14 protein-coding genes are annotated in these 14,758 nt (G+C 61.5%); 6 read left to right on the forward strand and 8 right to left on the reverse strand.

Annotated features, from left to right (window positions below; genetic code table 11):
- Positions 1-184: 184 nt before the first annotated feature.
- Entirely contained in the window at positions 185-1,648 is a 1,464-nt protein-coding gene (gene dacB / locus ABRP30_RS08160) for a D-alanyl-D-alanine carboxypeptidase/D-alanyl-D-alanine-endopeptidase (RefSeq protein ID WP_267822220.1), read from the reverse strand.
- Positions 1,649-1,835: 187 nt separating this feature from the next.
- On the opposite strand from dacB, the gene ABRP30_RS08165 reads away from it, so the two are divergent.
- Positions 1,836-2,180 (forward strand): YggL family protein, encoded by a 345-nt coding sequence (locus tag ABRP30_RS08165; protein ID WP_267822222.1) that lies wholly within the window; start codon positions 1,836-1,838, stop codon positions 2,178-2,180.
- 39 nt (positions 2,181-2,219) lie between these two features.
- Here ABRP30_RS08165 and ABRP30_RS08170 read toward each other — a convergent pair whose 3' ends face one another.
- The 6 genes from ABRP30_RS08170 to ABRP30_RS08195 all read right to left on the reverse strand — a co-directional run bounded on the left by ABRP30_RS08170 (position 2,220) and on the right by ABRP30_RS08195 (position 9,248).
- Positions 2,220-5,822, reverse strand: a complete 3,603-nt coding sequence (locus ABRP30_RS08170; protein ID WP_267822224.1) for a transporter substrate-binding domain-containing protein — start codon at positions 5,820-5,822, stop codon at positions 2,220-2,222.
- Between the two features lie 8 nt (positions 5,823-5,830).
- Positions 5,831-6,451 carry a response regulator transcription factor gene (locus ABRP30_RS08175; RefSeq protein ID WP_267822226.1) on the reverse strand — a complete coding sequence of 207 codons (621 nt, stop codon included), beginning with the start codon at positions 6,449-6,451 and terminating at the stop codon, positions 5,831-5,833.
- A gap of 278 nt (positions 6,452-6,729) precedes the next feature.
- Positions 6,730-8,061 (reverse strand): deoxyguanosinetriphosphate triphosphohydrolase, encoded by a 1,332-nt coding sequence (locus ABRP30_RS08180; RefSeq protein WP_241803134.1) that lies wholly within the window; start codon positions 8,059-8,061, stop codon positions 6,730-6,732.
- A 162-nt stretch (positions 8,062-8,223) separates the two neighbouring features.
- Positions 8,224-8,553 carry a hypothetical protein gene (locus ABRP30_RS08185; protein ID WP_241803135.1) on the reverse strand — a complete coding sequence of 110 codons (330 nt, stop codon included), beginning with the start codon at positions 8,551-8,553 and terminating at the stop codon, positions 8,224-8,226.
- A complete protein-coding gene (locus tag ABRP30_RS08190) occupies positions 8,550-8,924 on the reverse strand; it encodes a phage holin family protein (protein WP_241803136.1) in 375 nt (124 codons plus the stop codon). The genes ABRP30_RS08185 and ABRP30_RS08190 overlap by 4 nt, the downstream gene beginning before the upstream one ends.
- Positions 8,925-8,933: 9 nt before the next feature.
- The gene (locus ABRP30_RS08195; RefSeq protein ID WP_012313531.1) at positions 8,934-9,248 is read right to left on the reverse strand and encodes a YqjD family protein; all 315 of its coding nucleotides are present in this window, start codon (positions 9,246-9,248) and stop codon (positions 8,934-8,936) included.
- Between the two features lie 314 nt (positions 9,249-9,562).
- Between ABRP30_RS08195 and ABRP30_RS08200 the strand changes: the two genes are divergently transcribed.
- The 5 genes from ABRP30_RS08200 (at position 9,563) to ABRP30_RS08220 (ending at position 12,936) form a co-directional block, all read left to right on the forward strand.
- Complete coding sequence (locus ABRP30_RS08200; RefSeq protein WP_267822229.1) at positions 9,563-10,771, forward strand: ammonium transporter; 1,209 nt, start codon at positions 9,563-9,565, stop codon at positions 10,769-10,771.
- 73 nt (positions 10,772-10,844) lie between these two features.
- Complete coding sequence (locus ABRP30_RS08205; RefSeq protein ID WP_267822231.1) at positions 10,845-11,084, forward strand: glutaredoxin family protein; 240 nt, start codon at positions 10,845-10,847, stop codon at positions 11,082-11,084.
- Positions 11,085-11,188: 104 nt separating this feature from the next.
- Positions 11,189-11,620, forward strand: a complete 432-nt coding sequence (locus ABRP30_RS08210; protein ID WP_267822233.1) for a D-Ala-D-Ala carboxypeptidase family metallohydrolase — start codon at positions 11,189-11,191, stop codon at positions 11,618-11,620.
- Between the two features lie 71 nt (positions 11,621-11,691).
- A complete protein-coding gene (locus ABRP30_RS08215) occupies positions 11,692-12,000 on the forward strand; it encodes a transcriptional regulator (RefSeq protein WP_267822235.1) in 309 nt (102 codons plus the stop codon).
- A gap of 51 nt (positions 12,001-12,051) precedes the next feature.
- The gene (locus ABRP30_RS08220) at positions 12,052-12,936 is read left to right on the forward strand and encodes a pseudouridine synthase (RefSeq protein WP_267822237.1); all 885 of its coding nucleotides are present in this window, start codon (positions 12,052-12,054) and stop codon (positions 12,934-12,936) included.
- Positions 12,937-12,976: 40 nt separating this feature from the next.
- On the opposite strand, the gene ABRP30_RS08225 is transcribed toward ABRP30_RS08220, so the two are convergent.
- Positions 12,977-14,542, reverse strand: coding sequence for a PAS domain-containing methyl-accepting chemotaxis protein (locus tag ABRP30_RS08225; protein WP_267822239.1), 1,566 nt, complete (start codon positions 14,540-14,542; stop codon positions 12,977-12,979).
- Positions 14,543-14,758 lie beyond the last annotated feature (216 nt).

The following is a 14,758-nucleotide window of genomic DNA, read 5'->3' on the forward strand; positions in this document are numbered from 1 at the left end:
AATTTCTAAAAGCCGGCGCAAATCCAAGTGGCAGCCAGCTTGCCGGCCCCCACCCCCAACCGCGCAGAACTTAAGGCCTGCGCTGTACCTGTGGAGGCAGCGGTCCTGCCCAATTTCTGAAGCCTGCGCAAGTCCGTGTGGGAGCCGGCTTGCCGGCGATGAGGCCGGATCTGTTGGAGTCAGATCATGGGTTGACGCCTGCCGTCCGGTTACCGGCCTTGGGTTGGCGATACAGGTCCAGCAGTACCTGGTCGAGTACCTGCGATGCACCCCAGGGTTTCGGGTCGTTAAGGATCGCCGCCACTGCCCAGGTATTGCCGTTGCTGTCACGGCTGAAACCCGCGATGGCGCGTACGGTATTCAGGGTGCCCGTCTTGATGTGGCCTTCGCCGGCCATGGCGGTGCGCTTGAGGCGCTTGCGCATGGTGCCGTCCATCCCCACCAATGGCATCGAACTGATGAACTCGGCGGAGTAGGGGCTATTCCACGCCGCTTGCAGCAATGCAGCCATTTCCCGGGTGCTTACCCGTTCAGCACGCGACAGGCCCGAGCCGTTTTCCATCACCAGGTGCGGCGCGGTGATACCTTTCTTGGCCAACCACTGGCGAATCACGCGTTGGGCGGCGCGGGCATCGTCGCCATCGGCGTCGGTACGGAACTGTGCGCCAAGGCTCAGAAACAGCTGTTGGGCCATGGTGTTGTTGCTGTACTTGTTGATGTCGCGGATCACCTCCACCAGGTCGGGCGAGAAGGCCCGTGCCAGCAGGCGAGCGCCCTTGGGCACGTTCTCGATGCGGTCACGGCCCTGGATGCTGCCACCCAGCTCGTTCCAGATCGCGCGCACGGCACCGGCGGCGTAGGTCGGGTGATCGAGCAGCGCGAGGTAGGTCTGCGAGTTGCAGCCATCGCCCAACTGGCCGCTGACCACCACACTCATGCCATCGGCTTGAGGCACCGGGTTGTAGCGTACATCGCCAGTGCACTTTCTGGAGGCAACTGCCTTGACCTGGTTGTCGATGCGAATGCTCGCAATGGGTGGCTCAACGGCGACAGTCACTTTGCCGCCATCGTTGCGGGCGACGAAGCGCAGGGCCTTGAGGTTGACCAGCAAGGAGTCGGGCTTGACCAGGAAGGGCTTGTTCATGTCGCCGCCGTCATCATTGAAATGCGGCAGGTTGGGCTGTACGAAGTGGCTGCGGTCCAGCACCAGGTCGCCGGTAATGGTGCGCACGCCGTTGGCGCGCAGGTCACGCATCAGCAGCCACAGTTTCTCCATGTTCAGCTTGGGGTCACCGCCGCCCTTGAGGTACAGGTTGCCGTTGAGCACGCCGTTGCTCAGGGTGCCATCGGTGTAGAACTCGGTCTTCCACTGGAAGGTCGGGCCGAGCAGTTCGAGGGCTGCATAGGTGGTGACCAGCTTCATGGTCGAGGCCGGGTTGACCGACACATCGGCGTTGAACACGGTCGGCGTGCCAGGGCCATTGAGCGGCAGCATCACCAGTGACAGTGCGCTGTCCTGCAGTTTGCTGGCTTTGAGCGCTTGCTGAACCTTGGGTGGCAGCGTGGTGTTTACAGCCGCAGCCTGGCTGGGCAGGGCGAACGGCAGGAGCATGCCGGCGAGAACGAGGGGGCGGAGCGATTTGATCATATGAGATTCATACCCTGCGGACGAGGGAAAAAGACATAGGGGCTGTAAGAGATGATGGCCCCTCTACGAAATATAGTGCGCATTATGCCCCAAGCGCAGCACTGATGCGCCACGTTCGACGGAAAAGCGCCGTTGTACTGCGGAAACTGTTAAAGTGCCGCGCGTTATTACTCAAGAGGATTGTTTCATGGCTACCAACCGTTCCCGTCGTCTGCGCAAGAAGCTGTGCGTTGATGAATTCCAGGAGCTGGGTTTCGAATTGAACCTGGGTTTCAAGGAAGACCTGTCCGACGAAGCCATCGATGCCTTCCTCGACGCCTTCCTGGCAGAAGCCATGGACGCCAACGGCCTGGACTATGTCGGTGGTGATGATTTCGGCCTGGTTTGCCTGGCAGAACGTGGCTCGGTCAGCGAAGAGCAACGTGCCGCTGTCGAAGCCTGGCTCAAAGGCCGTAGCGAACTGACCTCCATCGAAGTCAGCCCGCTGCTGGACGCCTGGTACCCGGAAAAGCCGATCAACCCGGCTTCCTGATGCTCGGCTGAAGCGGCGCCCGTTCGGGCGGCCGCTTCATCAAGGCTTGGTCAGTTCTCTGGCCAAGGCTTTCTCTACGCGGCGCATGTGCCGTGCCAAAGCCTGTCGCCGCTGTTTCAGCTGCGCTGCGGGCAACCCGTTCTGTTCCAAGGCCTCACAGGCCGCCATCAAGTGCTGCGCTTCCAGCATCCGCGCCGCGCTGAGGATCTTGTGTGCCTGCTCGGCGATGGCCTCGGGCTGGGCTTCAGGGTTCAGGCCCATGAGCGTTGCCAAGTCCTGCTGCAGGCTCATCAGCAACGCCTTGAGAAACCGCTCACGGTCGTTGGGGTTATCGCCAACGATATTGCGCAGACCTTTGAGATCGAACGGTGCCTCCTTTGCGGGCCGCTCCCGCCGGGGGGCGATATTGGCCAGGCGTTGGCTCAAGGTGCGCAGGCTGATGGGTTTGAGCAGGCAGTCGTCCATCCCGACACTGAGGCATTTCTGCCTGACTTCGGGCTGGGCGTTGGCGGTATAGCCCAGGATAACGCAGGGAGTGCGCCCGTTCTGGCGTTCTTCGGCGCGCACAGCAGCGGCAAGCTGATAACCGTTCATGTGCGGCATGTTGCAATCGAGGACGATCACGTCGAATTGCCCTTCGCGCCATTTTTCCAGGCCTTCGCTGCCATCGCTGGCAGTGGCCTGGCTCAGGCCAAGGTAGCCCAGCTGTTGCGCCATCAGCATCAGGTTGGCCGGGTGGTCGTCGATCACCAGCACCTTCAGCCGGGCATCGGGGACGTCCATGTCATCGGCTTCCAGCACCTGCGGCGGCAGAGCGTCTACACGTTGCAGCGGGACGCTGAAGCGAACCTGCGTGCCGAAATCCGGCACGCTCTTGATGCTCAGGCTCGCGCCCATCATTTCGCACAGGCTACGGCAGATGGCCAGGCCCAGGCCGGTGCCGGCGCGAGCGCCCTGGCTGTGTGGGTTGGCCTGAACGAAGGGATTGAACAGCCGTTGCAAGTCATCGTCGTGAATGCCGATGCCGGTGTCACGCACTTCCAGCTCCAGGCTCGGAGGCACTGAGGGGGCTTCTTCATGCAGGCTGAGGCTGATGCGCACCTGACCCTGCCCGGTGAACTTGATGGCATTGCTGATCAGGTTGGACAGGATCTGCTTGAAGCGTAAGGGGTCGAGCAGGACGTGGCAGCGGGCGCTGGGGTCGATCTCGACGTCGAAGGCCAGGCCTTTTTGCCGTGCCTGGCCATCGAACACGCGGCTCACCGATTCGACCAGCGCCGCAAGGTCGACCGGCTCGGGTGCAAGGGACAGGTGGCCAGACTCGATACGCACGATATCCAGGATGTCACCGATCAGGCCCAGCAGGTCCTTGGCCGAATGGTGGGCGACTTCCAGGGAGGTGCGATCGATCTGCCCTTGATGAGCACGCTTGACCGCCAGTTCGAGCATGCCGATGACCGCGTTCATCGGGGTGCGGATCTCATGGCTGATGGTAGCCAGGAAGGTACTTTTGGCGCGGTTGGCATCATCAGCCAATTGCTTGGCCTCGCGCAGCTCCTGCACCAGCTTGCGCCGCTCGCTGATGTCGATCCAGCCACCGATGATACCCTGGACCTCACCGAGTGAATCACGGTACGGCAGGATCCAGTGGTAGATGGTGATTTCGCGATCCTTGAGCCGCAAGGGGCGGTCGATGATCAACGGAACGCCGGCGGCCATCACCTGCAGATAGTCGGCATGGATCTGGCGAGTGCTGTCCGACCCTGCGAACAGGCTGTCCTCCAGGCGCTTGCCGATGACCTCTTCGTGGGTCGCCTGCACCGCTTCCAGGTAACTGGCATTGCAGCTTTGCAAACAGCCCGCTCTGTCCCTTACGTACATGGGGTGCGGGGTGCCGTTGAGCAGTGCGCCCATGAACTCCAGTTGATCGCTCAGGGCGCGTTCGGCGTGCTGGCGCTGTTTGATCTGGCGGCGCAACCGGGCGTTCCACAGCAGCGCGGCCAACAGCAGCACAGCGGTCCCCAGCAACACTTGCATGGCAAGGCGCTTGAAACCCAGCCAGTTGCTGTCGTCATGCTGGCTGTAGCCACTCCAGCGGTTGTTGATCACCCCCAGCTCTTCCGGCGAAATACTCAGCAGCGCCTTGTCCAGGATCGATGCCAATTCTGTTTCCTGTGCGGAGGTGGCCATGGCGAAGCTCGCAGGCTCGGTACCGACCGTGCTGCGGATCACCAGTTTGGCGTTACCTGCCACGGCATGATTGGCATCGATCAAGGTCGTGATGACGGCATCGACTGCACCACTGCTCAGCAGTGCCATGGAATAGTAGGGGCTCTCGGTCTCGATCCAGCCGGTCTGCGGGTATCGGGTTGTCAGCAGTTCGGACATTTCGCTGTAGCGGGTGATGGCGATGCGCCGACCCTGCAAGTGTTCCAGTGAGGTGTACTGGGGCGTTTCGGTGCGCGTCACCAGCACATAGGTGCTTTCCAGGTACGGCCGGCTGAGCTGCAAGTGCTCCTCGCTCATGTCATCCACGGCAAGCGCTGCGATCATGTTCACGCGCCCGTCCTCGAGTCGGGCGATCATCTCAGCGATGCCGTTGGCGCGTTGCACTTCGAAGCGCAGGCCTGTACGCAGGCGGATCAGGTCCAGCAGGTCGGCGGTGATCCCGCGGAAATGGCCATTGCCGTCGAAATACGACAGCGGTGCAGCCGTTTCGTCGATAGCCACCTGCATCACAGGGTGGCGGCGCAACCACTGCTCTTCTTCGGCCGTGAGCTGCAGTTTGCGCTCGCTCAGCAGCAGGTCGCTGCCGGCACTCCAGCGTTTGAAGATGCTGGCGCGCACGGCAGCTGGCTGGCGATCCAGGGCCAGGTTCACCAGATCCTTGAGAATGGTATCTTGCGCACGCATCGCAAAACTGAAGCCGACGCTTTCATGTTTGCCGAAGCTGGCCATGCGCAGGCGCGGCAGGTGGCCGCGGTTGAGCTGATAGTGCGTGGAGATGGTATCGCCGATGAACACGTCAGCCTGCCCGAACGCTACGGCATTGAGGGCTTGGGAAGATGAACCGAAGGCCAGCAGTTCTGCTTTGGGATAGACAGTGCTGACTTCTTCTCGGGGCAGATAGTGATACAGCATGCCCAGGCGCATCCCCGCCATGCCCGGGTTGAGTGTGCGGCGTTCGTCTTCGCGGGTCACCAGCACTGGCTGGTCCACGGCATAAGGGTCCGAAAGCGCCAGGCCATCGCTCGCTGCTTCATAGCCATTGGCGCTGCCGAGCAGGTCGATCTCACCTTTCTTGAGCGCCTCTACCGCAGCTTGCCGGTTGGGGTAGCGCAGCACTCGAATCGGCACTTGCAGGACCTTGCCGATCAGGCTGGCATATTCGGCGGTAAGGCCTTGATAGTCGCGGCCGCCACTGGTTATGTCGAACGGCGGATAGTCGGGTGCAGACGTGCCCAGCTTCAGGTATTGGCGGGCCATCAGCCATTCCCGCTGTTGCGCGGTCAGTTGTGGGGTGACCGGTGGGGCCGAGGAGCGGGAAAGCAGGGAATACGGCACCGCCTCAAGCTGAGAAGCCTGCGCTGCGCAGCAGGCCAATGGCAGTGCAAGGGCCAGCCAGGCAAGAAGTCGCGCCATGTGACACCTCAGACCAGCGCGTTGCGTTTGGCCATTTCAATAAGGTCGACCAAGGTGTCGACCTGGAGTTTCTGCATCAGGCGCTTCTTGTAGGTGCTGACGGTCTTGTTGCTCAGAAACATGCCTTTGGCAATTTCCTTGTTGCTGCGCCCTTGGGCGAAAAGTTGCAGCACCATAAGTTCACGATCATTGACCTGGCGGAAAAGCCGCAAATCGGTATCCGCTGTTTCGTGGTCGATGTGGATGGCCTGGCTGGGGAAATAGTTGTATCCGGCAAGTACCGCCTTGATAGCGCTGAGCAACTCGCTCAGGTCTTCCTGCTTGCACACATAGCCTGCTGCACCCGAGTGCATGCAGCGTATGGCGAACAGCGCGGGCGATTGCGCGGTGAGGACCAGCACCTTCAGCGGCAACGCCATGGCCTGAAAGCGCGAAAGGACCTCCAGGCCGTCTAGCTTGGGGATGCTGATATCCAGAATCACCAGGTCGGGCAGCGTTTCGCGGATCATCTGCATGGCGTCCACGCCATTGTCCGACTCGCCGACGACTTTGTAGTTCTGGTTTTCAAGCAGCATACGGACAGCCAGGCGGATGACGGGGTGGTCATCGACAATAAATACGGAGTGCATGTTCAACTTCCCTACGGCGGATGACGGGGCAGGGGGCACCTTAACCCAGTTGCATCTGACATGGGGTGTGAAGTGGGGCGATTAAACGTATATGGGAAATGGCTTACAGTGGAAAGCAATTTGAGCTACGAAGCGTAAGAGTTTGATTCAGTGTCAAAGGTCCATTGGTAACTTTTTATTTGGAGATACTCTTTCTGTTTAACAGTTGACGATATTTGTAGGAAATATCCTTCAATAAAAGGGGCCGCATGCGTAAAGGCATGCGGCAGCACCCAGGTTCAGGTCGGGCTGGAGCGGCCGGTCATCTCGCGGGCCATCTCGCTGGCATAGCTGTCGGTCATGCCGGCGATGAAATCGATCATGCGCAGGTAGGCTTTGTGCAGAGAATCATGCGGGTGGGGGGCATTGTTACCAATCAGATCCAGTACGCGGCGGCTCTTGAAGGACGGCGTGCGCCCGCCATGCTGCTCCAGGGCGGCAGCACAGAAGGTGTTGAGGAGGATTTCCAGGGTGGTGTAGGCACCGATTTCGTGCAGCGTTTTACGCTTGTCCTGGAATATCTTGTTGCGTGCCATGTCCTTGGCCTGAAGCACGCAGCGCTTGGCCGGGCCATGCATGTGCTCGACCAGGTCGCCGCTCAATTGCCCGGCAAGCAAGGCCTGCTGTTGCTCGACGAAAGCGCTCGCAGCGGCGTTGGTCAGGTGCTCGATGGCCTTGCCACGCAAGATCGCCAGCTTGCGTCGCCGCGAATCTGCAGGGCCAAGCTGGCGATAGGTTTCTGGCAAGTCATCGCCGACCAGGTCCAGCAACAGTGCTTCCACTTCGGCGTACTGCAGCAGCTCCATCTCCAGGCCATCTTCCAGGTCGATCAGGCCGTAGCAGATGTCATCGGCTGCCTCCATGAGATAGACCAGCGGATGGCGCGCCCAGCGTTGCTCCTCCAGTAAGGGCAGGCCGAGCTTCTGGGCGATCTGTTCTAGCAGCGGCAGTTCGCTTTGGTAGCAGCCGAACTTGTGCTTCTTGTACCCCAGGGCATCGGCATGCCGGGCGGTCCAGGGGTATTTCAGATAAGTACCCAGGGTGGCGTAGGTCAGGCGGGTACCGCCGTCGAACTGGTGATACTCAAGCTGGGTGAGCACGCGAAAGCCTTGGGCATTGCCTTCGAAGTTGAGGAAGTCGCCGCGCTCGTCATCCGTCATGTCATCCAGCCAGCCGCGCCCTGCAGCCTGCTGGAACCAATGGCGGATGGCATCTTCGCCTGAATGGCCGAACGGTGGGTTGCCGATGTCGTGGGCCAGGCAGGCGGACTGCACGATCATGCCCAGATCACTGGGTTCGCACCAGTCTGGCAGGCTGCCCCGTAACGTTTCGCCGACGCGCATGCCCAGTGAGCGCCCTACACAGCTAACCTCGAGGGAATGGGTCAGGCGTGTGTGAATGTGGTCGTTGCTGGAAACCGGGTGAACCTGGGTCTTGCGCCCCAGGCGGCGAAACGCGCCTGAGAAGATGATCCGGTCGTGGTCCTTGTGGAAGGGGCTACGCCCCAGTTCCTCAGGGCTGTACAGGGCTTTGCCCAGGCGCTCGCGGGTGAGCAGGGTATGCCAGTCCAAGGCTCGCTCTCCTGTAGGTCGAATGGCGTAGCTTCCGGTGTCGCGCGGGGCTGTGCAAGCGGAAAATCGCTACCGGCCTTATCGTCGGCAAGTCGTCGCTCACAGGTGCGAGCCACGCTGCAAACGCGTGGGTCACCTGTGATTGACGGCTCTGGTGGTGGCTCAGGAGCGCCGTGGGCCTTGCAGATACAGCTTCACCAGCGGCAGCAGGGTAGTGCCCAGGCGCACCAGCCGCGATAGGTTGCCGCTGCGCACCCCTTTACCGGTCAGAAAGCCCAGCGCCACCACCGCACCAATGCCCCATAGAGGGGCGTGCTTGATGCCCAGGCCATCATGCAGTGAGCCGCCCATGCCGCGCAGGCGGTGCAGTGGCTGCAGCATTTGCCCGGACTCCTGGCGGATTTGCTGGCGGTGCATCTCCATGCGCAGGCGCAGCAGGGCTTTGCGCAGCTCTCGTGGGTTACGTGTATTGGGTAGTTCAGGCAGGCTCATGGCAGCAGACGCTCCCGATCCTTGGCAAGTTCTTCGAGGGTGGCGCCAAACGGCGAAGACTCGTCGAACACCGCGGCTTTCAAGCGGAGGCCGCAATACAGCGCAGCCACACCATAAAACACACACAGGCCGATTATCCCGGCCAGGCGGTAGCTGTCCCACAGCAACACCAGCAGCAGGCCTGACAGGGCTGTCAGCAGCAGCAGGGCGAACACCAGCGCCAGGCCGGCGAACAGCAACAGGCTCAGGGTGCGTCCTTTCTGCTCCTGCAGTTCGATACCGAACAGTTCGATATGGCTATGCAGCAGCCCCAGTATCGCGGCGCCCAGGCGCCTGCCCGAAGCGCCGGTGCCAATGGCGTCATTGTCCATGGAAGCTCCTTAACGCCGATTGGCCAACAGGCCAATCAGCAGGCCGACACCTGCGGCAATGCCGATGGCCTGCCAAGGGTTTTCCTGTACGTAGTGCTCGGCACTGCCCAAGGCCGCCTGGCCCCGCTCACGTACCGACTCCTGGGTCAGTTGCAAGGTTTCTCGGGCCTGGGTAAGGCGCTCGTGAATCTGCTCACGCAGCTCATCGGCCTGGTCGCCCGCCAGATTGGCGGTGTCGGCCAGGAGCTTCTCTGTGTCACGGACCAAAGCCTGAAAGTCCGCCATCAATATCTCTTGTGCAGTCTTTGCCGATTTGCTGGCCATGGTGCTCTCCCTGTGTCGATATGTAGGTCATTCGAGTTTCGCTGAGCGCTGAAGGTTCACTTCCGTTGCTGGTATGGGCCTTGCTAAAGAAGATTGCCACAACGCGGGGCGTAAACCGCAGCGGTGCGCCGATAAAGGGCAACGACCCCGGCATATACCGATAAACCTTAACCCAATCCACGACAAACCCAAGAAAAACCACGCAGGCTTCGCTCGGTTCACCGTACCCGGGCAGTGGGCTGGCACCGATCCGGTGCATGGATGCAGGTTCTTGAACTGTCCTGGTGCCTTTTTTCAGTCAGGTCTGCCTTTTCATGGACAACATGCACAGCGCCATGGACACCCTGGTCCACGGTTCCAATACACTTTTCATCCTCATGGGCGCCATTCTGGTGCTTGCCATGCACGCGGGCTTCGCGTTTCTCGAAGTGGGCACCGTGCGCCACAAGAACCAGGTCAATGCCTTGTCGAAGATACTCAGCGATTTCGCCATCTCGGCGCTGGTGTACTTCTTCATCGGTTACTGGGTTGCCTATGGTGCGAGTTTTCTGGCCCCGGCATCCCAACTGGCCGCCGACCACGGCTATGCGCTGGTCAAGTGCTTTTTCCTGCTGACGTTCGCAGCAGCCATACCGGCGATCATCTCCGGGGGCATCGCCGAGCGTGCGCGGTTCGTGCCTCAGCTGTGTGCCACAGCGTTGATCGTAGCCTTCATTTACCCGTTCTTCGAGGGCGTGGTATGGAATGGCAACTTCGGTGCTCAGGCATGGCTGCAGGCGCGCTTCGGTGCGCCGTTCCATGATTTCGCAGGGTCGGTGGTGGTGCATGCGATGGGCGGCTGGCTGGCACTGGTGGCAGTGCTGCTGCTTGGGGCTCGGCGGGGGCGGTACCGTGAGGGTCGGCTGGTGGCCTTCGCGCCATCGAGCATTCCGTTCCTGGCACTGGGCTCGTGGATCCTGATCATCGGCTGGTTCGGCTTCAATGTCATGAGCGCGCAGACCTTGCAAGGCGTCAGTGGCCTGGTGGCGATCAATTCGCTGATGGCCATGGTCGGCGGCACCCTGGCAGCCTTGTTGGCCGGGCGCAACGACCCGGGTTTCCTGCACAACGGGCCGCTGGCTGGGCTGGTGGCGATCTGTGCAGGTTCGGACCTGATGCATCCGCTCGGTGCGCTGGCTACTGGCCTAGTGGCGGGCGTGTTGTTCGTGTGGAGCTTCACTGCCGCGCAAAACCGCTGGAAGATCGACGACGTACTGGGCGTATGGCCTTTGCACGGGCTGTGCGGCGTATGGGGCGGGATCGCCTGTGGCATCTTCGGGCAGGCGAGCGTAGGCGGTATGGGCGGCGTCAGCCTGATCAGCCAGTTGATCGGGAGCCTGTCAGGGGTGCTGATCGCGCTGCTTGGCGGCTTTGTGGTGTACGGGCTGATCCGTGCGGTCCTCGGCCTGCGCCTGAGCCATGAGCAGGAGTTCCAGGGCGCCGACCTGTCGCTGCACCGCATCGGTGCCACCAGCCAGGATTGAGCGAGCCAGGTGCACATGGGGCGGTAGCGACCTAGAATAGGCTTCTCATCCACGCCAAACCGGGTCCCGCCCCATGCTGCCTGAATGCCAACTCTTCGGCACCGTCGGGTGCCACTTGTGCGAAGTGGCCGAATCGGTGCTCATGCCGTTCGTCGATCATGGTCTGCTGGTCGAGCTGGTCGATATCGCCGACAGCGAGGCGCTGTTCGAGCGCTACGGGCTGATCATTCCCGTATTGCGTCGTTGCGATACGTCGGCGGAGCTGCACTGGCCGTTCGATCCTGAACAGGTCGTGGCCTTCCTCGCGCAATGATGGCGGCAGGGGAAGCATCGCCTGCCTGCATGCGCTGAGCTGTTGCTCGAAGATGCCGTACCGGCGACAGACGCCGGTACTTCATCATCGTCGAGAATGCAGTCATGTTCATCACACCAAACTTTACCCTGGAAGAGATGGTTGCCTCGCAGGTCGCCTCTCGCGAAGGGCTGGACAATACGCCACCGCAGCAAGTCATCAGTAACCTTCATCTACTCTGTCACGCCCTTGAGCAGGTGCGAGCATTGTTCGGTCTGCCGGTGATCGTCAGCAGTGGTTACCGCTCACCCGCGCTGAACAAACGGATAGGCGGCTCTTCGCGTAGCCAGCACCTGCACGGGCTGGCTGCAGATTTCAAGATATTCAGCATCAGTCATCGGGAGGTGGTCCGCCGGGTGAGCGCAAGCGCAGTGAATTTCGACCAGATGATCCTCGAGTTCGACAGTTGGGTCCACCTGTCGGTAACCCCGGACGTGCCGCGTCGTGAAGTGCTGACCATCCGCAGGGGCACAGGCTACCTGCCAGGTTTGCGGTGAGGCGTGGATCAATTGACGGCGGGGTGTGCAAGTTCGTATGCTGTATATAAATACAGTATCGAGGTAAGCCCATGCTCAATGTCGAGCAACTCAAGTACAGCGTCAACCGCATGCCGGTGGAGCGGGTATGTGACGCCGTGCTGGAACTGCGCCTCGAAGGCCTGGTCACCGATGACCGTACGCCGTTCGGCAAGGTCCATTTCAACACCTGCTTCGCCGAGATCGAGGCCCTGTTTCAGCGGGCCGGGTACCATCGAGGGTTGGATGTGGTGGGTTACCAAGGCTTGCTGTATGCGCTCTATGATCCAGGCCGCTGGGAGCCCGTGCAGGTTCTGCGCTGGCTGAAGGCACGCAGCGAGGCCGTGGTCCAGGCTGGTTGAGCTGGCGGGGTTGGGGGATAATGCCCGGCCCTGCCTGCCCCGAGTCTCGCCATGACCACGCCATTCGACCCCGCCCGCCAGCAAGCCAGCACGGTCTGCCTGCCACCTGGCAACTGGGCGACGGTACTTGATTGCCTGTGCGACCATTTCAAGGCGATCGAGCGTGCCCAGTGGCTTGACCGTTTTGCTCGTGGCCGGGTGCTCGACGCCGAAGGCCGGGCGGTCGCAGCCGACCTGCCTTACCGCCGCGGCATGCGTCTGCACTATTTTCGCGAGGTGCCCAACGAGCGGCCGATCCCGGTTCAGGAAACCATCCTGCATGTGGATGAGCATCTGGTGGTGGCCGACAAACCGCATTTTCTGCCGGTTACGCCGACCGGTGAATATGTCGAACAGACTTTGCTGCGCCGTCTGATCCGGCGTCTGGACAACCCTCACCTGGTGCCGTTGCACCGCATCGATCGGCATACCGCAGGGCTGGTGTTGTTTTCGGCCAACCCGCAAACCCGCAGCGCGTACCAGCGTCTGTTTCCCGAGCGTCGTATCGACAAGCGCTATCAGGCCATCGCCCCGGCCTTGCCCCAGCATGATTTTCCGCGGGTGCATAAAAGCCGCCTGGTGCATGGCGAGCCGTTTTTCCGTATGCATGAGGTACAGGGCGACGATAACAGCGAAACCCTGGCCGAGGTGCTGGAGAAGCGGGGGGAGTTGTGGCGCTACGGCCTTTCGCCGGTGACTGGCAAGACCCATCAACTGCGGGTGCACATGGCGGCACTGGGGGCGGGGATTTGTAACGACCCGTTCTATCCAGCGCTTCTCGAGGTGGAAGATGATTACCAGCGGCCATTGAAGCTGCTGGCACACAGCTTGCGCTTTGCCGACCCGTTGACGGGGGACGAGCGGTTTTTCGAGAGCCGCCTGACCCTCGGTTGGTAGTGCCCCTTCAAGGTTAGTGCCGCGAAGGGGCGCTGTGTTGTCAGCGGTTGAAGCGCTCCACCAGTGAGTATTGGCCACCGGCGGTAGTGGTCAATGCTTCGCTGAGCTGTGCAGAGTGCTGCGCCTGTTCGGCTGTCTGGTCGGCCAGTTCGGCGATCGTGCTGATGTTGCGGCTGATCTCGTCGGCCACGGCAGTCTGCTCTTCAGTGGCGGCTGCGATCTGGGTCGCCATGTCGGTAATGTTGGCCACCGCCTCGCTGATCCCCACCAACGCCTGGTCCGCCTGCATCACACGTTCTACGCCCTCCTGAGCCTGGCGATGGCCAGACTCCATGGTGAGCACGGCGTTGTTGGCCGTCTGTTGCAGCTTGGCAATCAGGCCATGGATCTGCCCTGTGGACTCAGCGGTGCGCTGGGCCAGCTGGCGCACTTCATCGGCTACCACGGCGAAGCCACGGCCCATCTCGCCAGCGCGGGCCGCTTCGATGGCGGCGTTCAGTGCCAGCAGGTTGGTCTGGTCGGCGATGCCCTTGATCACATCGACCACGCCACCGATTTCGTCGCTGTCCTTGGCCAGTTGTGTCACGGTTTCGCCGGTTTCACCCACGGCCGCCGACAGGCGCTCGATGGCGTCGCGGGTTTCACCGGCGATCTGCCGGCCCTGGCTGGTCAGGCGGTTGGCTTCCTGCGTGGCATCGGCAGTGCGCTGTACATGGTTGGCCACCTCCTGGGTCGTGGCGGCCATCTGGTTGACGGCAGCGGCAACCTGCTCGGTCTCGACCCGCTGGCGCTCCAGCCCCGAGGAGCTCTTATGGGCCAGGACATCGGACTGGCGTGCCTGATCGCTGAGGTGTTCGGCGCTGTCCTGCAGGCGGGTCAGGCAGGTTTTCATACGCGCGTCCTGGCTGAGCAGGGCCATTTCCAGGCGCGCCTGCACGCCACGGCTGTCGGTGAACATCTGCGCGATCAAAGGGTCGGAGGTGGTCTGTTCGGCCAGGCGCAGCAGGCGTTTGAGGCCGCGTTGTTGCCAGCCCAGGCCCAGCAGGCCGAGCGGCACCGACAGGGCGGCGGCCAGGGCGAAGCCCCAGGAATGCCCGAGCCAGTTACCGATCAGGAAACCGACCTGGCTGACCAGGATGAAGGGCAGCCAGTCCTGCAGCACTGGCAGCCACTTGTCACGCCGCGGAACGGCCGGTTTGCCCTGGTTGATGCGCTGGTACAGGGCTTCGGCGCGGCGGATCTGCTCGGCGGTGGGCTTGACCCGCACCGACTCGAAACCGGTCACCTGGTTGTTGTCGAAGATCGGCGTGACATAGGCGTTGACCCAGTAATGGTCACCCGACTTGCAGCGGTTCTTGACGATACCCATCCAGGGCTGGCCTTGCTTGAGGGTCTGCCACATGTGGGCGAACACCGCAGGGGGCACATCCGGGTGGCGTACCAGGTTGTGCGGTGCGCCGACCAGTTCCTCGCGCGTGAAGCCGCTGATCTCGACGAACGCATCGTTGCAATAGGTGATCACACCTTTGGCATTGGTGGTCGAGATCAGGCGTTGTTGGGCAGGGAAAGTCCTTTCCCGTTGAGTGATCGGCTGGTTGTTACGCATGGGCTGAGTAATCCGCAAGGCTTTCGACAGATATCGGCAAGCCAGCGTTTTTATTGAATGGAGATTTAACTTCGTTGATCTGGCGCAGGAACAGGCGGCTTTGATTGCGTTAGCAGCCTGGCACGTTCGCGAAAGAAGGCGCCACTATTGGCGATGTATTGCAGATGATGACGTGCGGGTCAAATCATGACTGATTGGTAGGCCAAGCGCCAGGCG

Origin of the sequence: Pseudomonas sp. WHRI 8519, from assembly GCF_040224055.2 — a bacterium.
Classification (GTDB): Bacteria; Pseudomonadota; Gammaproteobacteria; order Pseudomonadales; family Pseudomonadaceae; genus Aquipseudomonas; species Aquipseudomonas putida_X.